17 protein-coding genes are annotated in these 23,810 nt (G+C 41.5%); 3 read left to right on the plus strand and 14 right to left on the minus strand.

The annotated features are described in order from the left end of the window. Nucleotides 1-305: 305 nt before the first annotated feature. The gene (locus tag L4D12_RS04985; RefSeq protein ID WP_428446716.1) at nucleotides 306-761 is read right to left on the minus strand and encodes a DUF6691 family protein; all 456 of its coding nucleotides are present in this window, start codon (nucleotides 759-761) and stop codon (nucleotides 306-308) included. Between the two features lie 13 nt (nucleotides 762-774). Continuing rightward, nucleotides 775-1,194 (minus strand): YeeE/YedE family protein, encoded by a 420-nt coding sequence (locus L4D12_RS04990; RefSeq protein WP_428446717.1) that lies wholly within the window; start codon nucleotides 1,192-1,194, stop codon nucleotides 775-777. Between the two features lie 177 nt (nucleotides 1,195-1,371). On the opposite strand from L4D12_RS04990, the gene L4D12_RS04995 reads away from it, so the two are divergent. After that, nucleotides 1,372-3,078, plus strand: coding sequence for an FAD-dependent oxidoreductase (locus tag L4D12_RS04995; protein ID WP_428446718.1), 1,707 nt, complete (start codon nucleotides 1,372-1,374; stop codon nucleotides 3,076-3,078). Between the two features lie 83 nt (nucleotides 3,079-3,161). Here the strand turns inward: L4D12_RS04995 and L4D12_RS05000 are convergent, their stop codons facing one another. The 11 genes from L4D12_RS05000 to L4D12_RS05050 form a co-directional block, all read right to left on the minus strand. Continuing rightward, complete coding sequence (locus tag L4D12_RS05000; protein ID WP_428446719.1) at nucleotides 3,162-4,022, minus strand: hypothetical protein; 861 nt, start codon at nucleotides 4,020-4,022, stop codon at nucleotides 3,162-3,164. A gap of 198 nt (nucleotides 4,023-4,220) precedes the next feature. Then, nucleotides 4,221-5,216, minus strand: a complete 996-nt coding sequence (locus L4D12_RS05005) for a hypothetical protein (RefSeq protein WP_428446720.1) — start codon at nucleotides 5,214-5,216, stop codon at nucleotides 4,221-4,223. Next, nucleotides 5,213-6,595, minus strand: a complete 1,383-nt coding sequence (locus L4D12_RS05010; RefSeq protein WP_428446721.1) for a DUF3131 domain-containing protein — start codon at nucleotides 6,593-6,595, stop codon at nucleotides 5,213-5,215. The genes L4D12_RS05005 and L4D12_RS05010 overlap by 4 nt, the downstream gene beginning before the upstream one ends. Before the next feature lie 29 nt (nucleotides 6,596-6,624). After that, a complete protein-coding gene (locus L4D12_RS05015) occupies nucleotides 6,625-8,019 on the minus strand; it encodes a DUF3131 domain-containing protein (protein WP_428446722.1) in 1,395 nt (464 codons plus the stop codon). Nucleotides 8,020-8,045: 26 nt separating this feature from the next. Next, the gene (locus L4D12_RS05020; RefSeq protein WP_428446723.1) at nucleotides 8,046-9,365 is read right to left on the minus strand and encodes a DUF3131 domain-containing protein; all 1,320 of its coding nucleotides are present in this window, start codon (nucleotides 9,363-9,365) and stop codon (nucleotides 8,046-8,048) included. Next, nucleotides 9,355-10,986 (minus strand): glycosyltransferase family 2 protein, encoded by a 1,632-nt coding sequence (locus L4D12_RS05025; RefSeq protein ID WP_428446724.1) that lies wholly within the window; start codon nucleotides 10,984-10,986, stop codon nucleotides 9,355-9,357. The genes L4D12_RS05020 and L4D12_RS05025 overlap by 11 nt, the downstream gene beginning before the upstream one ends. 305 nt (nucleotides 10,987-11,291) lie before the next feature. Continuing rightward, nucleotides 11,292-13,448 (minus strand): glycoside hydrolase family 2 protein, encoded by a 2,157-nt coding sequence (locus tag L4D12_RS05030; protein WP_428446725.1) that lies wholly within the window; start codon nucleotides 13,446-13,448, stop codon nucleotides 11,292-11,294. A gap of 23 nt (nucleotides 13,449-13,471) precedes the next feature. Beyond that, nucleotides 13,472-13,924 (minus strand): ATP-binding protein, encoded by a 453-nt coding sequence (locus L4D12_RS05035; RefSeq protein ID WP_428446726.1) that lies wholly within the window; start codon nucleotides 13,922-13,924, stop codon nucleotides 13,472-13,474. Nucleotides 13,925-13,935: 11 nt separating this feature from the next. After that, nucleotides 13,936-15,123, minus strand: a complete 1,188-nt coding sequence (locus L4D12_RS05040; RefSeq protein WP_428446727.1) for a nucleotidyltransferase family protein — start codon at nucleotides 15,121-15,123, stop codon at nucleotides 13,936-13,938. Nucleotides 15,124-15,136: 13 nt separating this feature from the next. Next, a complete protein-coding gene (locus tag L4D12_RS05045) occupies nucleotides 15,137-15,469 on the minus strand; it encodes an STAS domain-containing protein (protein WP_428446728.1) in 333 nt (110 codons plus the stop codon). Further along, nucleotides 15,421-16,680 (minus strand): SpoIIE family protein phosphatase, encoded by a 1,260-nt coding sequence (locus L4D12_RS05050; protein WP_428446729.1) that lies wholly within the window; start codon nucleotides 16,678-16,680, stop codon nucleotides 15,421-15,423. The genes L4D12_RS05045 and L4D12_RS05050 overlap by 49 nt, the downstream gene beginning before the upstream one ends. Nucleotides 16,681-16,993: 313 nt before the next feature. Between L4D12_RS05050 and L4D12_RS05055 the strand changes: the two genes are divergently transcribed. Then, nucleotides 16,994-17,908 carry a hypothetical protein gene (locus L4D12_RS05055; RefSeq protein ID WP_428446730.1) on the plus strand — a complete coding sequence of 305 codons (915 nt, stop codon included), beginning with the start codon at nucleotides 16,994-16,996 and terminating at the stop codon, nucleotides 17,906-17,908. 246 nt (nucleotides 17,909-18,154) lie between these two features. Beyond that, complete coding sequence (locus L4D12_RS05060; protein ID WP_428446731.1) at nucleotides 18,155-22,792, plus strand: beta strand repeat-containing protein; 4,638 nt, start codon at nucleotides 18,155-18,157, stop codon at nucleotides 22,790-22,792. Between the two features lie 89 nt (nucleotides 22,793-22,881). Here L4D12_RS05060 and L4D12_RS05065 read toward each other — a convergent pair whose 3' ends face one another. Beyond that, entirely contained in the window at nucleotides 22,882-23,643 is a 762-nt protein-coding gene (locus L4D12_RS05065; RefSeq protein ID WP_428446732.1) for a hypothetical protein, read from the minus strand. Between the last annotated feature and the right edge of the window lie 167 nt (nucleotides 23,644-23,810).

The raw sequence follows: 23,810 nt of genomic DNA on the forward strand, positions 1-23,810 counted from the left end.
GTTCGAGGCAGGCTGATTTGAGAGGTGTGCTATTTTTGTTGAAAGCATAGAGCCTTCCCGCATGGGATGGCTGTTTCGCCCATCTGGTTGAATCTTCATTTATCGTACTCCAAATAACGATATGTTGCGGTTTACAAGGCAAGTATTACAGATTGCCTTCTTTTGTTTGGTCAATTAGCAACTTATATGGCTAATCAAACCGCCGCAATAATCATTTATGGGATCTTAAATTCCAATAATAACAGGGTTAAGTTTCAGATATTCCGTATATTTCGATATAAATCATGCTGAGGAGTGCAGCTATGCTATTTATTTGACTCAGCAGCAACTCCGTCCCGCATTCCGTCGGTACGTTTCACCACTAACCACATTCCTAGCAACATAAAAACAAAAAACACCCATATTGCCGGATTAAGACCCGATAACGAGATTACGGCTGGCCCTGGACAGATACCGGCAATCCCCCAACCAAGACCAAACAAAGTTGCGCCAACAACCAGCCGTCGATCAATATCTTGATTCGTACTTAATTTAAACTCCTTGCTGCAAACGGGAGTTACCCGTTTTTTTATCACCAGAAGGTACATAGGAATAAAGACCAGCAATGCTCCTCCCATGACAAATGCCAAACTCGGATCCCAATGCCCGGCAATATCGAGAAAGCCTATCACTTTATTCGGATCTACCATGCCAGACACCATCATGCCAAGCCCAAAAAGTAAGCCTGCGATCAGGGCTATTACTTGCGAGAACAGTTTCATGTATCTTCTCCAGTTATAGTATGTGAAGGCGGATAAAGACGGTAACTATCGCGACGGCCATAAAAATACCAGTCGCAACAATCGAACGACGGGATAACCGCCCTAACCCACAGATCCCGTGGCCACTGGTGCAACCATTCCCTAGTTTCGTTCCAATCCCTACCAACAATCCAGCAACAGCAGCCCAAAACAGTGAAGAGACAGGTAATGATTCGGGCAAATTAAAGCCAAGCAATGGCGCAAGCGCACCACTGATTACCATTCCAGCCAGAAACAGAACTCGCCAAGATAGCTCGCCTTTCACGGGCTTAAGCACCCCTGAAACAATACCGCTGATCCCTGCAATCCGGCCATTCATCAACAACAATAATCCCGCAGCTAAGCCTAATAACATCCCACCGGCCAATGCTGGCCATATGAATTCAATGATCATATTTACCCTCCGATAATCTTTTTAATTATGGTTGCTTAACCACAAGAGTTAGTCAATGCTAATTTAGCTATCTATAAATTAGCCATTACTAAAATTAGCATTTGTAGTAGAGTTTGATTAGTCATATTATTCAATACATTATTTTTGTCCCTTTCATACAGGACGATGGAGAGTTCGATGACCAAGATTCTAATTGTGGGTGGTGTTGCTGGTGGTGCATCTGCAGCTGCACGTGCTCGCCGTCTCAGCGAAGACGCTGAAATCATTATGTTTGAACGTGGCGAGTTCGTATCATTCGCTAATTGTGGTTTAGCGTATCGCATTGGCGGTGACATTAAAGATCGCAGTAAGCTTCTCCTTCAAACGCCAGAAAGCTTCTTAGCTCGCTTTAACGTTGATGTTCGCGTGATGAACGAAATCATTAGCATCAATCGTTCTGAAAAAACGGTTACCGTTCGCAACACGCTAGACAACAGTGAATACATCGAAGGTTACGACTTCTTGCTACTAAGTCCAGGCGCGGCACCTATCGTTCCATCAATTCCAGGCATTGATAATCCGCTTACCCATTCTCTGCGTAATATTCCAGACATGGATAAGATCATCAAGACTATCGAGATGAACAAGCCTGAACATGCAACAGTTGTTGGTGGTGGTTTTATCGGTCTGGAAATGATGGAAGCCTTCCACCAATTAGGCATCAAAACATCGCTGATTGAAATGGCCGATCAGGTAATGACGCCTGTTGATCAGGAGATGGCAGGCATTGCACATCAAGAAATTCGTAGTAAAGGCATCGACCTGCACTTAGGTGTAGCGCTTGAGTCTATTGAGTATAAGCCTAGCGACTCTGCCGCCAAGGAAGATGTAAGTGACAATCCAGAGCATCCACACATTAACGGCAAATTAATTTTATCATTAAGTAATGGTGAAACACTTACCACCGATATTCTTATCATGGCGATCGGTGTACGTCCAGAAACAACACTGGCCGCTGAAGCAGGCTTAAAAATTGGTGAGTTAGGTGGTATCTGGACAACGCCGTCAATGCAAACCAGTGACCCATCAATTTATGCCGTTGGTGATGCCATTGAAGAAACTGATTTCGTAACGGGTCAGCCAACGTTAGTGCCGCTTGCCGGCCCTGCTAACCGTCAAGGCCGTATGGCTGCTGACAACATGCTCGGTCGCAACGAAATCTACCAAGGTACACAAGGTACAGCGATTTGTAAGATCTTCGATTTAGCGATCGCATCAACGGGTAAAAATGAAAAGTCGCTTAAGCGTGATAGTATCCACTACGAAAAAGTGTATGTTCATACCGCAAGCCACGCGAGCTACTACCCTGGTGCCGAAATTGTTTCGTTCAAAATGCTGTTTGACCCTGAAACAGGCAAGATCCTGGGTGCACAAGCGGCAGGTAAAGACGGTGTTGATAAACGTATCGATATCATGGCCGTGGCACAGCGCGCTGGTATGACTGTAGAGCAATTACAGCATCTTGAACTCACGTATGCGCCACCTTATGGCAGTGCGAAAGACGTCATCAACCAAGCTGCATTTGTTGCTAGCAATATCATCAAAGGCGATTTGGTTCCTATTCACTTTGATGAAATTGATGCACTGACTGAAGAGCAACTATTGCTCGATGTGCGTAACCCAGGAGAGCTGGAAGCAGTCGGTTATCTTGACGGGGCAATCAATATACCTGTTGATCAGCTACGTCAACGTATGAGCGAACTGCCAAAAGACAAAGAAATAATCGTTTACTGTCAGGTCGGACTCAGAGGTAATGTCGCTTACCGTCAGCTGGTAAATAATGGCTATAAGGCTCGCAACCTGATTGGTGGTTACCGCACTTGGAAGGCTGCACAGAACCACTAACCTCCATCTGGATATGTAACATTCCATATAAAAAAGCCGGAAGATATACCTTCCGGCTTACCGTTAGCGCTATCTTCATGACGCTAATATCTTGATGAATCAGATGTACCAGCGCGAGACCCAGAAGAACTGCGATGACCATCATATCGATCATCTTGATAATGATGATGACGATACCAATTGTATTGATAAGGCCATTTGTATTGCATTTTCTCTAGATCAATCACAAATAGACAGTCAAAAAACATAGGATCACCCACATTGCCTGCAAAACCGGATAAATCAACCATCCCAGACAACCGTGCAGTTCCTTGATAGCCTCTAAATTCACCGTATGCCTTCAATACACCGCTTTCATCACTGGATGCCCCAGTAATATGACTGATACTGTTTCCATCAGGTGTTGTCGTTTCCTGTAAAACAGGGTGTACCGTTGTCAAACCTCTGGTTACAATCAGCCCATTCGGTAAGTTAAAGAAAGTGGTACCAATAAGCTTTAATCCACCATCTTGCGCTGTTATTTCTGACAAGCAGTCTGTTGCCGTTCCAATGAGCTGACCATCTGCAATATTTTTTAACTCAACGTCAAAACATATCGCAGGATCAGGATAATTATCACCATCAATATCAGGGACTTCATCTTCATACATGTAGCCAGTACCCACCAAATTTAGTGCAAGGCGTTCTTTATCCCCATCGTTGTGACCATCGCGACCCTTATCGCTATAAAAGTGATCATCAGTATAACCGTTAGAACTCCGGTTATAATTTTTCGATGGATAGTGGTTACTTGATGGATACTGTTTGCTATGTGACTGACTATCATGATATGAACCCGATGATGAGTCATCATCATATTCATACTTTCCTGAAGCTAGGCTCTGTCCTGACAGAATAATACATACTGCCATTATCGAGAGCGTTATCTTGTTTATTCTCATCATGTTACTCCACGAACGTCTGTGGCATCACTTGAACTTTATCATCGCCAACTGTTTAACACTCTTTATTCTATGCTGGTAAATCCGCAAAAAACAAAGCAACGCACTAAGTGTAGATGAAACAAGGCAATGTTTCGGGTATGGGAATGATAATAATAAAAAGGCTATAGCATGCTATTCATGGAAGCGGGGAGATACACATTACTCATCAGGTACTGGTGCGAAACTTCGTCGCTGTATCGCTTTCACTCCCGTATTTTCAGCTCTGTCTAAAATTCCCCTTGGCAGTATACCAATCATAATTTCAGGTTCAGCATGCTCAGGGACTAATCCCGCGCTGGCTTCCAATGATAAGGAAGGTAAAACAGAAACATTTTCCTCTTCAAAGTCTAATGGTTCAATTGCCGCCGATATCACCGTCGATTCAAGATTATCCTTAACTGAAGTGGCCTTAATTATCTCTGTTGATGATACGGCCGTTTGAGGTAATGTCGTTGAGCTGTGATGGTCAGATACAGGAGATACCTCACCGTGATTTGGAACAAATTGTTGCTCTTGACTAAAGTCACTCTTCAACCCACTGAGTTTCTTTCCGTACGGTGAACCTTGCCCACGACGTCCCTGCCGTTTAGATTCATCCGTTATATTGTCTTGCGTATAAAACGAACGATCTTCAACCATACCCAGTTTAGGGCTAGCGAAACTAAACATGGCCAGTTTTTCATTCCATACCTGCAATATATTCAGTTCTTGCTGCCATTGGATATCTACGCTCGCAACAACATCAGCAATCTGCAGTTGCGATGATAATTGCGTATTGGCTAATTCAAAACGGCGATGTAATTTTTTTTTCATCAGCATCCAATTTGTTCCCCCTGTCATCAGATAACGCGTACTGTCCGCCCAATATTGATAAGCTGATACTTTATTGGCTTTATCTGCCGCCATTGCAGCAAGTGCTTCAGACAAACCAGCATATTGCCACATGTGCCTCTGCCCTAAACGTGCTTCAGAACTCAAAAAAGCAATGGTTAATCGATGCCATTGCTCTGCCGCTTGTTCATAACGTCCTTGATTAACTAGGTGATTCACTTTAGAAAAATAAGCGAGCTCAATATCAATAGTGGCCGCATCGACACCCTGTCCACTGAATACATTGAGAAAAATTATTACCCATATTTTCCTAAGTGCCTTCATCTGAATTTCTCCACCAAACACTTACCTGGATGATAAAAGCGCGAATTAAACTGTACATCACGAAATTCTTTTTCAGAGTGTGACTGAAACAATTTTCCGTTTGCCTTATACAACAGAGCTTCTAATACACCAGCATTCGTCTGCAAAGTAATGGATTTTTCATAGCTACTTGTTAACTCATATCTCCCTTCATACCATCCCCGATCTGGGTCATAGAGCTCTTGAACCAGCGTCATTAAGCGTTTGCTATAATCTGTTTTCCATAATGCCCAAATTTGAAATGCAACTCGCGTTGAAACCAATGCTTTCTCATCATGATCACTGCCATCTTCAGCGACGCTGATCCACGGTGTACCTAAAGCATAGATACTGTCATAAACAAAATAAGGCTCACCTGAAACAACATGATCCCCTCTGGCGGTATATATACGATCATGTTCCCAGCGAGACTCTTGTATTCGATAAATTGAATCAGCCATTGCAGCCAATACATCATTTGAGTGAACGGCATCACTAGAGCTATTGTCGTCAATATAATCCCAATTAAACTCCATCCCAAGCAATAAGTATGGAGTACTATAAACGGGTCGTAAAACATCATAATGGCGTGGGTCCCGGCCATCAAAAAGAAGATCAATATTATTAATAGTGACAACTTCATAAGGTGCTAACAGCATGGCTTTTTTCGGTACTACCTGCCAATCTAGGTAACCATAAGCTGTATATTCTTCAACCCCTAAACGGCCTTCTTTATACCTGTGTACTTGTCCGTTATTAATAGCCCCGCCATAAAGCTCTCCGTCAATACTCACTAATTCACAAAAGTTCCAGCGCAATACGGCTTTATCTATATATTCTGAAAATTCTGGATTTCTTTGCTTTGTGATCGCTAATACAATTAATAACCGACCAATATCGATTGCAGACCATCCCAACTCTCCAGGCTGATTCGCATAATCAACCATTTGAGCATTACCTGTACTGTAAACTTTGTTTGGTACACCTGTTAGACCTAGAGGCATTTCATTCAAAAACGTCAACACTAATGTTAACCGTTCATCATGCTCTTTACTTGATACAAAACCAAATTCACGAGCAGCCATTAAAGCCATTAGATAATCTGCAAGATGAGACAAATTAGTTGTTGGATAGTTGTCTATCGAATTCACCAACCCCGTCGTTAAGTTCGTGTTGTTCTCGACATATTTCCACGCCGTTTCTGCCCACTGTAATTCTTGCTCCGTCAACTCTCCATAGCGACCTTGCCGAATTATTTGAGATTCACTAATGGATGTAATACCACCTTGCACACTATTATATACCACCCCACAAGCGGTAAGATAACATGCAGAAAAAGCAATAATCACATACCTCAACATGCTATCTACCCCACACCAACAACCAATCACTACAATTGTGGTTTCTTACGCGGCAAGCACTGTCCTTCATAACCAAATGGAGACTCCAATGCTTTTTCCCATAAACTCGGTGCAATATTATCCTTGTACTGTAATAGTTTCCCCTGCTGCTTATATAATAATATTTCTAATGTAATTCCGTTATTATTTGATGTAAATGTATTAATTAAACCTGTTCCATTTTCAAAAATACCTTCATAAAACCCTTTTTCTCGATCGTATGTATGTGCAATGTGATCAAATAAAAGATCGGTATACTCAGTGTCCCATAATGCCCACATCCCCATTGCACCTTTAATTGCAACTGCTGAAAATTGTGGTAAAAATGTGCCAACCTCAGAAATAGTATTCCAAGCAAAACCATCTGTATATATTGTGTCATAGACGAAATAGGGAGGACCTGCGAGTTGATGCTCTGTACGGGCGGTAATTATCCCAGTCTGCCGATAACGCTCTTCCTGTACACGATAAATTTGCAGAGCAAACTCTGCCATCCATTTATTTGAATATCGATTATCATGGGGCGATCGGTCTTCAATAACATCCCAACCTAATTCAATACCATCCAGTACATAACTCTCTGTTACAACATAACTATGCGCTTTTAGTTTACGCGGATCCCGTGTGTCATAAGGTACATCATAACCATATAAATTAATGGTGCTGTAAGGCTCTGGCATTAAGGCCTGCGATACATCAAATCCCCATAACTGAAACCCTTTGGCTGCATATTCTTCATACCCTAACCGGCCTTCCTGCAAGTACTGTACCGGTTTATCTTTTTCCAGCAAGGCACCAAACATTGTGCCATTGTCATCAACGACATTACAAAAATTCCAGCGTAAGACAGCAGAGTCTATACTCGTCGTATATTCGGGATAACGATGTTTAATAATATAAAGCCATATCAATAAACGTCCTAAATCTAGTGCTGAATAGCCGATTTCACCAGGCTGGTTTGCATAGTCGACCTTCGCTGCAGTTTGTGTATTATAAGCTTTATTCGGCAACTCGCCATAAAAAAGGTCCAACGTATTTAATGTTGTCAATATACGAATAAAACGACGGTCAAATTCTTCTTTATCAATAATTCCTAATTCATATGCACTCACCATACCGGCCATGTATGACGCGGCATCCCACCACGTTACAGAAGGGTAATTATTAACTGCATTGACCAATCCTGTGGACTCTTGGTAGTTATTTTCAAAATACTTCCAAGCTATTTTCGCCATCTCCATTTCTTTTTCCGTCAATGGCCCATGACGTGGTTTAGGTATTGACCAATGGTTTTTCCTTTCAACGACATCGTCAGAAAAACTGCTGTACTTATTACCACATCCGGTGGTTAATATCCCTAAAAGGCAAACCATTAAATAGCGCATCTTATACTCCCTATAAAAGCTGCGGATTACTGCATACCCACACTCAAAAGCGCACCATTTTCAATATATGCTAAAGATTCAAGCACAATACCATTCGTATTCGCTGTCATAGCCTTATTAATACGGCCATCGTTCTCATAACGCCCCGAATACCAACCTTTTTTATCCAGATACAATTCATCTGCATCATCAATGAGCTTCTTTGTATAAGATGTATCATATAATGCATACCATCCAAAAGCTGCTTTTGTCGACAATGTTTTAAGATGTGAAGCATCCTCCCCTTTATCGGTTATTGCGTTCCATTCTTTACCGTCAGAAAATACTGTGTTGTAAACAAAATAAGGTGCCTCATCGACATTATCTTCGCTCACAGCAGTTAATATACCAGTACGCTTAAATCTGTTTTCTTGTGCTTTATACACCCTATGAGCAAAAATTTTCGACACGCTATCTGCACCAAATTCTAAGCTATCAAGTATATAAGATTCACTGACCACATAGTTGTGTGCATGATATTTTGCTGGATCTCGTAAATCGGTTGGGATCTCAACACCATCAATTATGCGCATTTCTAGATAATCTATATACTTCATTGCATTAAAAACATCTCGACCCATTAAAGACATCGCTTTAGATGCATACTCTTCATATCCGATTCGGCCCTCTTGAACCAGTTCCATCCCATCACCACGATTACTGGGCCTTGATCCATAAAGATAACCGTCAATGATCATCGCACTAACATCCCAGTGATTTAATATATCATTAACATGTTTATTGAACTGAGGATATTGCCAAACCATAATATTGATTGGAACTAAAATACGACCGACATCGATAGCTGACCATCCAATACCTTCTTTTACAGGTTTATTTGAATAATCCACCATTTCCAACGTTTGAGTGTTATATGCTTTATTAGGTAGCTTCCCATCGATCAATGGTAACTTGGCTAAGGTATGAAGGACTTTCTCCATGCGTAATTCAAACTGCGTCTGGCTTATAATATTCAGTTTCTCTGCAGCAATAAGCCCCATTAGATAGGAGGCTGTATCCCACATTGTCGTTGACGGATAGCCATCAACTGAATTTACCAACCCAGTATTTATTTGCACATTATTTTCAAAATATTGCCATGCTATATTTGCCCACTTAATCTCTTCTTCTGTCAATACTCTAGCATCTCGAGTCGGTATTTCTTCTGTGGCTTCAAATGTAATATTACCGAGTATTTGTTGATAGTCTCTTGTCTCTACATTGAAAGCAACAATCAATGCAGTACAAAGCCCTAATATAAATACAATATGATGCCGAGCATTAACCATCGCCTGCTTAAATTCCATATTCTAATTCCTCAGATTCCTGTCCTTGTTCGTTCTCTGATGGAGACGGTGTCCAGTATGCCGCAGCAATCATTCCCCACATAGCCATCATATTATTCATGGTCCAAAAACTATTAAAAATTAACCCACCTAATGAATAATTACCAAATACTCCTGTAAAATAAGCCCACCACGCAAAAATCATACTCACTAAGCTTAAAACAAATACAGCGATCTGTGGGATAACTAATTTGCCAAATGTACCACTTTGACGTTCCTTGGGTGTAGTTGGGAAACTAATCTTACGCCCTTTTAAGACCGTCCATAATGCTCGTAAATTAACAGGGAAAAACGACAAGAAATTTGTTTTACCTTTATAGCCTGCAACCCCCCACGTTCCCACCATCATAGCCAGTTCAGCAGTTAACACAAACGGAATAAAATGCATATAAAATGTCACATCAAACGCGCTAACAGGCGCAATGCTTGTCAAAAAATAAATGATCGGGCAAGCTAAAAATATAATATTCCATATTGCCGATAAATTTGACCAAAAACTTGCTGCATACATGAGCTTTTGCTTAATAGTCATTCCTTTTCGAAATAGCGGGTTGTCATTCATGAAAATATCAATAGACCCACCAGAATACTTAAACCGCTGTACCGTCCATGTTTGCAAATCTTGCGGTGAGAGCATCTTACTTTCAACCTCAGGGTGCAATACAGACCGCCAAGTTCTCGCAGTATCTGAATGCAAAACGATCGAAGTATAAATATCTTCTGACACGTGAAACTTATATGGCGTAAACTCCGTATCAAAAATTAACTCTTGTCTGAGATTCTCAGAAACATCGGCATCAACATGCTTTTCTTTGGTTATTTTACGGATCTGCATTTCAACTTCGCGGTGCTCTTTTGTGATCTGCTCACCATAGCTACGCAGTGCCGCTTCCATGACAGCTTCACGACGGTGTATTGATCCAGCACCACAGCAAAATGACGCATTAGCCCAATTTCGCCTACGTTGAATTACATCATAAAACATCTGAGGATCATTAACATAAGGGTCTTCCCCTATTGTGACAGGCCCATAGCAACGCTCGAGCCCTCGACCAAATATTTTACCCCATTTACCGACTTTTCTATTTAACCAACGAGGAAGTCGTTCACCTTCTGGTAAGTCAAAAAACCATTGCGGCGTTTGTACCCACGCCACATCAGGATCACGAAAATATCCCATCGTATGCTCTAGGATAGTTGGAAATGGACGGGTATCCGCATCACAGATAACGATAAAATCACCATATGTTTGCTCAAGGGCATTCCGTAAATTTCCTGCCTTAAAGCCAACATTATTTTCACGAGTGATGTACTCTACCCCCATTTCATTAGCTAATGCCTCCATGGCAGGCCGTTTACCATCATCTAAAATGAAGATCTTCATTTCAATATCATGTGGGTAACGAATCTTCTGGGCATCACGAATACTTAATCTGACCAGCTCGGGTTCTTCATCATAAGTAGGAAAAAAAACATCGATACTGATCGGGCGAGAATCACCGGCTTCTGGACCGTCTTGTGAGACACACTCATCGAGTGTATGTGGCGGGGATTTTCTCGGCTCATCCTTCGTTTTCCACAAATTGAATGTAAATAAGATAGAGCCAATGAAAGCGCATGACTCAGCAAACGCGAGCGGGAACGAGAACCACATTGCGTCATAATTTAACGCATACGTCCAACGCCACCATAAGTACCAAATCCCGAACGTCAGATTACAAGTTGCCAAGTACTGATACAGTAGTTCTCTGGACAGACTATACGGTACAGGCTTTGGCGGTTTTCGATGCTCAAACTCTTTAAAATAAAAATCCATCTACCTTACCTTTATCCTTATTAAAGCGTTAAAGTACATTCACAACGATGACCCATATAACCTCTTCCTGCCTAATGATTGACTCTTAGGTCTTCAGAGCGGTACCTGTTTTGACTAATCACTTCGCCCTCCTTATCGTAAATTTCTATTGAAAAATACGACGCTATACCACCAATCACCTTATCGTTGAACAAGGTGATTTGTTCGTTAGCTGGAATACTTATATTCTTAAATGTCCACTGCCCGTTACCATAATTATTAAAAATCCGTACTGTGACATCGTCATAATGGGAAAGAGTGTCATTCACAATCACAACTGTCATCAGTGGTTGTGGATTGGTAAGGTCTAGCTGCGCAGTGACCAACAACGGCTGATAAGCCAGCTTCAACGCCTCATAGGCAGGCTTTGCGATACGATCAACGTCAAGGATTGACCATGTCACTGACGGCCAGCTATCTACAAACATAAATTGATAAATAGCCGCAACCCCTTTCCCTTTATTCAACCTTAGTTGCTCAGCGGAGAATTTGGTCACTAACCGTTGATATTCCTGAGAATTATTCCAAAATTGTGATAGGGATTCACCTTGTTGTATTTTTGCTATATTGAGTGTTTCATGCGGTTGGTAATTATGATATTTAAGCAGTTCTACCGTCGCATTATCTAGTGGCCAACGGCCTTCATCTTGAATGATATCCGTTACCATTAACCAACTTGGCATCGCTTGTGCGCCAAATTCACTGACAATCATCGGCGGTGTAAATGTCTTATAGTCTGTATAACTGCCTGAATACCAGCCTAACCATGGATGTTCATAGGTATAAGATGCCTTGCGAACAACTCTTCCATCATCAGCTGCTAACAACGTCTGATATACGGCTTCAGTTAATGCGACATTTTGGGTCGGTTTATACGTTTTATATTTATATTGCATCCATGTTGCATCCCAAGGCGGTTCATTATGCCCACTCCAAAATACAATCGATGGATGCGAATTTAACATTGAAACCATTGAGTTAGCTTGCCGAATCGCTTCATTTTTAAATGAGATCGTGTCGCTATAGCCCCATTGTAACGGGAAATCTTGCCACACGATAAAACCCATCTTATCAGCTAGCTGATAAAATGCAGGTCCTGCTACATGGGCATGTACTCGGATGCTATTGATATTAGCCTCTTTCATTAAAGAGAGATCATATTGATAGTCATCAATCGAAAACTCACCCAGCCATTGGCTTGCAATATAGTTAGTACCACGGACAAAATAAGGTCTATCATTAATAAATAGCTGTTTCTCATTAGAATCTAATTTTACTCGTCGAAAACCGACTTGTTGATTCAACGTATCTGAGCGTTTACCGTTCATATCGACAGATACTGTGATATCAAATAAATTCGCTTTTCCCCAATCCCATGGCCACCAAAGAGCACGCTTCTTTTCAGGTAATACGTATGTTATCTGTTCTGTTCCTGAATCCAATTCACGCAAAATTTGGTATGTTTCACTTTCATTATTCTGTGATGATTTAACCATTATCTTAATATTAGCGCGTGTTTTTACTCGGCTATCCAACGTGAAGGTCACTCTCGCCTCAGTGATTTCACGTTCAACATCAACGACCGTTGTTTTGACCCTCATGTCTCTAATTGCAATCGGTCCTGTTTGGGCAATATAAACATCCCCCCAAACACCACCGGAATTCCAATCCTGACCATACTCAGACCAAGCACCGCCAGGCCGCGTATCATGATGACTAAGCACCCCTTTGATCAACGTTTTATGGAGCGACCAATCAACTGCATTTGATTCATTATGGCTAGTAACATGTATATTGAGTGTATTTTCGCCTCTCTTAACAATATCCGTGAACTCAGTGTGCTGAGGTAAGAAATACCCCTCTTGACGCGAGATATTCTTATCATTCAGTGATACAACCGACGCATAATCGACAGCATCAACATATAGCCAATAACGAGTTTGAGGTGACACTCTATCAATGGTAAAAACGTGTTGATACGTCGCCTCTCCGGCATAATTGATACCCGCACTTTTCCAATGACCAGGTACCAATACGGATAATTGCCGTGCACGTCCATGTTCTTCATCAATTATCTCAAGCTGCCACTCTCCATTTAATGATTGCTTATTGATATCCCAACCATTATCTGCACTAAATCGCACGCATGAAGATAATGAGAATAACATCAATAACAGTATTATTCTCATACTACCCATTTCAACAACTCGCTCTAACTCATTGATCTTTTGAATAATTTAAAAGTGTTTTTATCACCAGCTTGATGATATTCCAATCCATCGGATAACTGCACAACAATAATAAATCCACGTCCAGAAGTTGTCCATGTATCAGGATCATTAGGATCAGGCTCGATAAATTCACTATTTATCGCTTGCTTAAACTCGTCTTGAGTCATCGAATTACCGTAATCGGATACTTCTATTACGAGCTCATTATCTGAATTAATAAAACAAGAAAACTCAATAGGTAACTCATCTGAATACTGATAAGCATGCTCATAAGCATTGTTGACAACTTCAACTACACACAATTCGACCTGATCAACGATTTCCTGAGATACATGATTATTACACAGATACTTTTGCATATCTGCTGCGATATAACGCGATACTTCCGATGAACTTTTATATTGTTTGCTAAATCGCTCACTGATCATTTCCATCGGTAAAACTCCTATTTTGTTAAAATGGTTTCCTTAATACTGTCAGGAATAGATGATACAAAGGCAGGAAGACTACCTATACTTCCAATAAGAGGTTGTACTTGTCGTCTATCATTTAGCATATGAACCGCATCAAGTTCCGTAAGAGACTGTGTATAACCATCATGACTAATGAAGTAATCACCAAAAACGGTTTTATTATCAACATAAGCACTAGATGCAATATGGATGTAATCGCTCACCAGACTTTGCTTTACTATGGCATCCGATTCTATTTTACAATTTGCACCAATAACTGCAGGCCCCTCGATGGTAGCGCCTGATTGAATTTCACTACCACTACTAATAATGACGGGGGGGATAATATTACATTCTTTATAATTAAAAACGGTGTTAATCCCGACCCAAATACCTGGTTTTACCTGAGTTCCAGGAATTGGATAACCTGGCACTTTACCTTGTAAAATTTCACTGGTAACTGTCCAAATATCACTAACATTACCCACATCTAACCACTGAAATTCCATACTTGTCGCATAAAAATTGATGCCTTTCTCAACGAGATCTGGAAACAATTCACTGCCAATATCGTATTCTTGACCTTCAGGAATTAAATCAAAGATCGCAGGTTCAAATATATATATTCCCGTATTTATCTGAGTTGACAACGCCTCTGCGACAGCTGGCTTCTCTTGAAAACTAATCACTTTTCCGTAGCTATCGGTTACTACGACACCGTATTTTGTCACATCCTGAAGATCGACATCACGTGTCACTATCGTTGCAATTCCACCTTTTTCCTTATGTCGGCGTACAGCTTCTGTCAAATCAAGGTCAATCCATGCATCACCGCACACAACAACAAATGTGTCATCAAAGAAACCTGAGAAATCTTGAATTTTACGCATGCCTCCCGCGGAACCTAGCGCTTTACTGACAAATTTACCATCAAGCATTTCGCCTTCATAAGAATACGAAAGCTGGACATTAAAATGGTGTCCATCACTAAAATAATTTTCAATAACTTCAGCTAAATGGCTTGTATTAATCACTATTTTATCAATGCCGTGAGAAGCGAATAACTGAATCATCGACTCCATAACCGGTTTACCCAATATTGGAATCATTGGCTTTGGGATCGTATGCGTGATTGGTTTAACGCGCGTTCCTTTTCCAGCTGCTAGGATCATGCCTTTCATTACAGACTCCTCACTACGCTAAAGTTGCTATGGCATCTTCAATGCTGTCATAGCTTGTGATTAATTTATCCATCCTAGTTAGTTTTAATAGCTCTTTTACTGCCCGCTGAGGGTTAACAACGCTGATTTTTTTCCCCCGCAACATTTTATAGACAGCCATAACAGCACCTAGGCCACTGCTATCCATAAAGCGAACCTGTGATAGATCAAGCACTAGATGATTACCTATTGAATCTGTGAGTTGTTCTATTTCATGACGAAAATCAGTTGCTAATTTGGCGTCAAAACGTTCTTCTGCTATTTGAAGAACTGTGCATTGACCTTGGTTGATAATCTCATATTGCATGATTGTTCTCCTTTAGGGTATCCCGTCCACTCAACAGCAAGTACACTTACATCATCATTAAAATTGTCAGTTTGCTGCCAGTCTCTTACATGATTAACCAATATTTCGGTCTGCGTCGATGTTGGGTAATCCGTTAATTTCACGACCATTTCTTTTAAACCTTGCTCAGAAAATTGAATATTGCCCCTTTCAGCTTCAGTGATCCCATCAGAATAAATCCAGATTTTATCTCCCGGCTCTAGCTGAATATGAAAAGTGTCATATTCAGCAAAATCAAAAGCTCCAACAACAAAACTATCAACGCCGATAAATTCAGCTTGACCAATGCTGCTATGTAACCAAATCAATGGCGGGTGTCCGGCGATTGAATAGGCTAATTCTCCTGTTTTTACATTCAAAATGGCATACGCCATTGTAAAATACAGTAGATTATCATTATCACTTAAATACAGTTCGTTTAAACGTTTTAGTACTTCATGAGGCTTATTTAGTTGATAATACGGTTTTTCATGTAATACCGATTTTACGACTGAACCTTTCTCTGAGTTCACAGATAAACTTTGTTGTACTGAAAACGACATTAATGCAGATGAAACGCCATGACCTGCAACATCCAATAAGTAAAAACCGACGTGATCTTCATCAAGCTGCATGTAACCCAACATATCGCCACCAATTTGAGCGCTAGGAATTGAGACATAACTCAATTCAACACCACTAAACCGCTTACTTGACGGTAATAAACGTTTTAATAAATCTCCTGCTGAGTCTAAATCCTTTTTGATTGTTGCATAGGCACAATCAAGCTGTTCATTTTTACTGGTAATTTCATTATGTAATGCCAAGGTACGAAAGCCTGCTTGAATTCGTGCCACCAGCTCATCAACATGGGTATCTTTTACAACAAAATCGTCAGCTCCTGCATTGATACCATTGATAATCGACTCTTGATCATCCTTGCCGGAAAGCAGCACAAAAAATAGGTATCGAGCATAATCAGACGATTTAACACGCCTACATAATTCAATTCCATCAATACCAGGCATCATCCAATCACTGAGTACAAACTGTATTTCTGGGCTTTCATGCAAAATGTCAAGTGCATGTGCACCATCATTTGCCGTCGTAACCGCATATCCTCTTTTGGTAAGTGCTTTTTGCATAAAGAGCAACATGGTACGATTATCATCTACCAGCAGGATTTTCTTCATCCTTTGCTCCTTTAACGCATCCTTTACAAACATACTCAACATACTGCATACAAATTAGTAACCTGTCAATTTTACAATCAGTCATTTCTTTATATTTGTTTGTCTAGTAACATTTACTTCTACATACATAAAGTTAGGCTTCTTTTAACACCATTGCTGACAAAATCAATGCAATGAGATCTAATTCACAAATCAATGGCTAATTTCATACATAGAAGGATCTAAAGTGAGATTAATTAGGTGGAAATTCATATTATTAATGCTTTTCACTGTCCCGTGTTTCTCGGATGAATATCTAACTGAAACACGTAAAATGGCCCCATATCCTCAATCTCGCTCTCTTACTGATCCCGTAAAATTAAATGACCTTAATCAGAATGTAGAAGATGTAAAGGAATCCACTCTGATATGGAAAGGGGTTTCCAGTTCATTTTCGTTACCTTTTAAGCAATGGGAGGAAAATGCTAATAAGTCATTATTGCATAATGTTAGTGGTAATCTAGGGCTTGGTTACCCGCTGCTGCAAACACCAGCAGCCAACATACCGGCTAATGCGACAAGTGGCCCCACGAATACCAATATCACTACTACCCTGTCACTAAAGTACACCTTACTCGGTAATTGGTTTGTATCCGGCACTCTGTATTATTATTTCAATAGTGACCAACAACAGCCTTGGAATCCTGATTTTACTTATGTATTTGGCTACAGCGATTGGCGACCTTATACATTGAGTCTGATGTATGCAAACTACGGAGGAAATCGCTTTAAGGCAACGGATTCACAACCCATCACAAACTTTAATCAAGGTACCTGGTCGCTAGGATGGAAATTTCCAATCGTCGAACCCGCTATAGATTGGTTCTCTTTCACTGATCAGGGAGTCATGGGCTGCCAACTTAATTTCAATTTCACACCTGAATATTTTGATCTTGCCTCAACAAGCTATATGCAAGGCCACAAAACCCTCAGCCTTGGCTGTAAATATTCCATCATTGGAAATTGGTATATTAATGGTACCGCTTTTTACTATTTTGATAGCGACCAAAAACAGCCATGGAATCCTGACTTTACCTATGGATTTGGCTATTTTGACTGGCACCCTGGTACGATCACCATTCAATATAATAATTATTCAGGTAATCGTTGGCATCCATCACAACGGGGGGAAGGCACTGGACGCTTTAAAGATGGTGCGATTACTCTCGCTTACTCCCTTTCATTTTAATAATACCATCCTTAAATAATGCATTTTTGTTCGCATTATAAAAACATACATCACTGCCTACTTTTTCGTCTATCTTTATTGCACAACCATAATCATCAGTAAGCATAAGGACTCGATTCAAATTCCACGGAATTTTTGGCAACTGACACATGATAATACGACTCACTTATGCAACTAAATCACTTTGGCATATCTCATGCATATAAAACTAAGTGAGTATAATGCGACCATCAGGCGAGGTTTGATATGGAAGGAACAAAAAACAACGATAGCGTCATTGGCACCGAGAACGATGATGACATTAATGTGTTATCCGGTAGTGATGACGTTGAGGCGCAAGGAGGCGATGATTTTGTTGTCGGTGGTGAAGGCAGCGATACATTAGCTGGTAATGGCGGGGCAGACACTATCTTCGGTGATCTTCAATATAACGAAGCCCCTCCTGCCGAACCGTCTTCTGGAGATACTTGGGGTAACACACAGTCAGTATACGAATACACAGCCCCAGCCGAAGAAACTGAAAATGTTAGCCATAGTGCCAGGCTTGGTCATTACCTAGTCGATAACAGTGGCTCTATCAATGCCAAATTTATCACTACTGCAACTTATGACGCTGTCATGGTAGAGCTTATCGATACCACAGGGAATATCGTCGATACGGTTCCTGCCACTATTAACATGGATGGCTCTATTTCCCTTGATTATACCTATAGTCGAGATCAATTCAGTGGTAATGATGAAATTTCGTTTCAACTCGTTGAAGCGAATAATGCCCCTATTAACGATATTCAAAGTGTAAGCATCGTCGCTAACAATATCTATGATGACACCATTACGGGAGGCGAAGGTGACGACACTCTCTTTGGCCAGCAGGGTGATGACAGTCTCTACGGAGGCGAAGGCAACGACTTTCTCGATGGTGACATTAACAATGATGCGCTACATGGGGGAAGCGGTGACGATATCCTTATTGGTGGTAATGGCAGTGACTTACTCTATGGCGATAGTGGCTCTGACACCTTATTGGGAAGCGATGGTAATGACACCCTCTATGGTGGTGATGGTGATGACATATTACTCGGTGAATTAGGTAACGATACCCTGATCGGTGGTGCTGGCTCTGATATTTTAATTGGTGATGATGGAAATGATAATCTTTCCGGTGGCACTGGTGATGACAAACTGTTCGGTGGCCTAGGTCAAGATACCGTCAGTGGTGGAGAAGGTGTCGATGAAATCCACGGTGATGCGGGTAATGACAATCTCATCGGTGATGCAGGTAACGACTTCATCATGGGAGGAGCAGGCAACGATGCTATTGATGGGGGCACTGATGACGATTTACTCCTCGGTGGTGACGATAACGACAATGTTTCGGGTGGTGACGGAAATGATCAGGTTTTCGGTGAACACGGCGACGACATACTTGACGGTGGTGCCGGTGATGATGTTGTCTACGGTGGTGTGGGTAACGACACACTGACTGGTGGGACTGGACATGACACACTCTTTGGCGGCGGAGGTATTGATAGCCTTAATGGCGGTGAGGGAAATGATCATCTTCATGCCAATGAAGGTGATGATCACATCACAGCAGGTGGTGGTGATGACTTTATCTACGCCGGAGATGGCGATGATGTAATCGATGGTGGTGAGGGTCACGATACTATTTTTGGTGAAACAGGTAATAACACAATTAGTGCCGGGGCTGGAAACGATACCGTTTATGCTGACTCAGGCAGTGACATTATCGACTTAGGCAATGGTGATGATACGGTGTTTGCAGGTAGCGGTGATAACCAAATTACTACAGGAACGGGCCATGACACGGTCTATGCAGAATCCGGTGATGATACTATTCACGCCCTTTCAGGTAACAACACCCTATATGCGGGTGATGGAAACAATACCGTCATCGTTGGTACCGGTGATGATCTTATTTTTTCCGGCATTGATCATGACAATATCCAAGCCGGCTCTGGTGACGATACTGTATTTGCAGGGGCTGGTAATGACATTCTGGATGCCGGGGCTGGCAATGACCACATATATGCCGGTGTGGGTGATGACGTTATAACGGGTGTCTCCGGGAATAATCAGCTATTCGGTGAAGACGGCAATGACACCATTGATTCCGGTGAGAATGCCTCAAATCTTTATGGGGGTAGCGGCAATGACACATTATTAAGTGGTGATGAAGACGATCTTCTTAGTGGCGGGAGTGGCAATGACACTCTTACCTCTAATGCAGGTGCCGATACTCTCTTTGCCGGTGAAGGCAATGATACCATCCATGCTGGTGCTGGCAACGATACCATCTTCGGTGACGCCGGATTAAATACCATTGATGCCGGTGACGGCGACGACATGGTATATGGTGGTATAGATGCCGATACTGTCACAACCGGAGCAGGTAATGATCAAGTCTATTCAGGATCTGGCGACGATATTGTTAATACTGGTAGTGGTGCTGATCATATTGATGCAGGTGTCGGTAACGATATCATTGACGGTGGCGATGGCGATGATGCTCTATTTGGTGGTGCGGGTAACGATATTTTAATTGGCGGTGCTGGTGCAGACTTCCTGGCAGGAGGCGGTGGCGATGATCAAATCACAGATGATGGATCTGACATTCTACTCGGTGAGGCTGGCAATGATACCCTCACTGCTGCTGCAACAGGAAGCCATCAAATTTATGGTGGTGAAGGTGACGATACTCTGATTGGAGGGGACGCAGCAGATACACTTTATGGTGGAGAAGATAATGATTCCATTACTGGTGGGAGCGGCGCTGATACCTTATACGCAGGCGAAGGGCAAGATCTGGTAAATGCGGGCGATGGGGATGATATCGTTTTTGGTGGTGCTGGTAATGATACGCTAATTGGTGGCGCTGGTGCTGATTACCTCGCAGGTGGTGACGGTGATGATCAAATTACAGATGATGGCTCAGATACCATATTAGGTGAGGCCGGTAACGATACTCTCACTGCCGCTGTAACAGGGAGCCATCAAATTTACGGCGGTGAAGGTGACGATACTATCATTGGTAGTAATGCGGCAGATACCTTATACGGCGGCGATGACAATGACACCATATCTGGAGGTGGTGGTGACAATACACTTTATGCTGGTGACGGAAACGATAATATAACTGCTGGAGAGGGTGATGATACCGTCTATGGTGAGAGTGGTAATAATACCATTGAGCTTGGCGACGGTAACAACACGCTCTTCGGTGGAACAGGAAATGATACAGCTATCGCAGGTAGTGGGTCCGATACACTCTATGGGGCCTCCGGAAATGATAATTTAAATGGTGGTGCGGGTAGCGATCTTATTGATGGGGGGGCAGACAACGATACACTATCAGGTGCAGCCGGTGATGATGTTCTGCTTGGTGGTGATGGTAATGATTCACTATCTGGCGATGAGGGCAACGATAAGCTTTTTGCTGGTGACGGTGATGATACCCTTGCAGGTGGAGAGGGTGATGACGAACTCCACGGTAATTCAGGCACGAATACCCTGCTCGGTGGCTCAGGATCCGACACCATTTATGGTGGTATAGATAAAGACACCGTTGAAGGTGGACTTGGCAACGATAAAATTGAAACCTTTGCTGGAAACGATGAGATCCAAGGCGGTGAAGGCAACGACACCATCCTTGCTGGTGACGGGGATAACATCATTAATGGTGGGAGTGGCGATGATTCCATCAATACCAATCACGGCAATAACACCATTCAAGGTGGCGAAGGTAACGATTCAATCACTGCCGGTGACGGTTATAACTTCATTGAGGGGGGGATGGGTAATGACACCATCATATCAGGAGCAGGTTCAGATAACTTATCAGGAGATAACGGGAACGATACCATTAAAGCTGGTAGTGGCAATGATAATATAACTGGTGGATCAGGTTCAGATAAACTTTATGGTGAATCTGGGGATGATATCCTTGAAGGTGGATTAGATAATGATTCACTCTATGGTGGCGAAGGTAACGATATACTGCTTGGCGAGTCAGGCAATGACCTACTGAAGGGTGATAGTGGTAATGATACCCTCTATGGTGGCGAAGGTAACGACACCCTCCGCGGCGGTGGTAATGATGATACTCTCTTTGGCGAACTAGGCGACGACAAACTCTATGGCGATAGCGGCAACGACACCCTTTTTGGGGCTGATGGCAACGATCGGTTATATGGAGGCTCAGGAAGCGATACACTAAGTGGGGCTGACGGCAATGATATCCTTAGTGGTGGCAATCATGATGACAATCTTGATGGCGGTATCGGTAACGATAATCTAAGCGGCGGTTCTGGCAGCGATCTTTTATTCGGCCAAAGTGGTAATGACCTCCTCGATGGTGGTAGCGGTGTTGATCAATTATTCGCAGGTGCTGGGGATGATATCCTCATATTTGACACTGATGATATCACTGGCAGTGATGGTGCAACTGTACTCTATAGTGGTGGATCCGGCTTCGATACCCTTCAAATTGGCAATGGATCAGACGGGCAGATCATCGACATGACCGCTACTGCATTCCAGGAGATAGAGGCTATCGTTATTAATGCAACAGATGCAGAATTAAAGGTTGGCCTAGATAAAATACTCGCAAACCATACGGCAGAAAACAGTAACGGACAATTTGTCTGTACTGGTGCGGGTAAACTGGATCTCGAAGGTTTCGGTTGGCAGATGGCCAATGAATCGCCTGAAATGTCAGCAGACCTACGCGAGGCCTACGAAGCCAGTAATATTGATACTACATCGCTTCATGGTTATTTCTTTACCAATAATGAAGGTAGTCAAGTCACAGTATGGAGTGATAATGATAGTGATCATATCAGTTTCAACGGCGCAGATCTCTAGTTAGCAATAAGTAAGTACCCTACAAATAATAAACCCTAGTATGTCACTAGGGTTTATTTTTTATAAAACATGATACTAATACACGACATTTATTCTGTAATGCATAGTCTTCTATTCTGTTCGTTAATTACACTATCATTTGAAATAACATAATAATAAAATTCGTTATTCATTTTATACTTCTGAATAAATGTTCTAATATGACTCAATATGCTTTTAGCTTCATTATAACGATGAATATAGTCCTTATCACATACATTAATCACATTTAAGTCAACACGGAGCTGATTAAACTGCCCCATAAGCATATTTATTCTTTCTTCATTTTGAGCGACTAACATTGAACTAGAATAAAGCTTATCAAATTCATCGCGCTTCATCTTGAAACTATTCACATCATCTATTTTTTTATTAAGATCAGCTTCTTTTACATGCAGCTTAATAAGTTCTGCATCGTACAATTCCATCTTCTCTGATAGTTTATTTCTCTCTACCAATAATTCTTGTGACAACTCTTTATGATAACGATTTACAAAATTATTAAATTTTATTTTTTCTTTACGAAGGAGATTCTCAGTATCCACAATCTTAATTGATAACTGATTAACTTTTTCATTCATTTCTATAAAAGATTCATTTTTATCATTAGCAATTAAAATTGCTTCATTATATTTCTCATCACTGAATATCAAGTCCTCTTCAAGACTTTTTATTAGGTTAGTTTGGTTTATAGCATTCTCTTTATACGTTTTTATTACCGTTTTATACTGAGATTGTTTCTCATAAACATAAATCAACTGAACCAATATAATCAAAACTAATCCAATGACAATTCTAGAATTCCACTGCATTGAAGAATCTCTTTTTTCCTTCTCGAATCCTCGACTATGTTTTATTTTATTTGTCATCATCACACCCTAATTTGTACAATGTCTGACGGACTTTTGATTTACATTTCGGACAATAATATGACTGATGATGAATGGTGTTTTCACACGATGGACATATGATATGTTTT

The organism is Photobacterium nomapromontoriensis (assembly GCF_050336815.1).
In the GTDB taxonomy this organism is placed as follows: Bacteria; Pseudomonadota; Gammaproteobacteria; order Enterobacterales; family Vibrionaceae; genus Photobacterium; species Photobacterium nomapromontoriensis.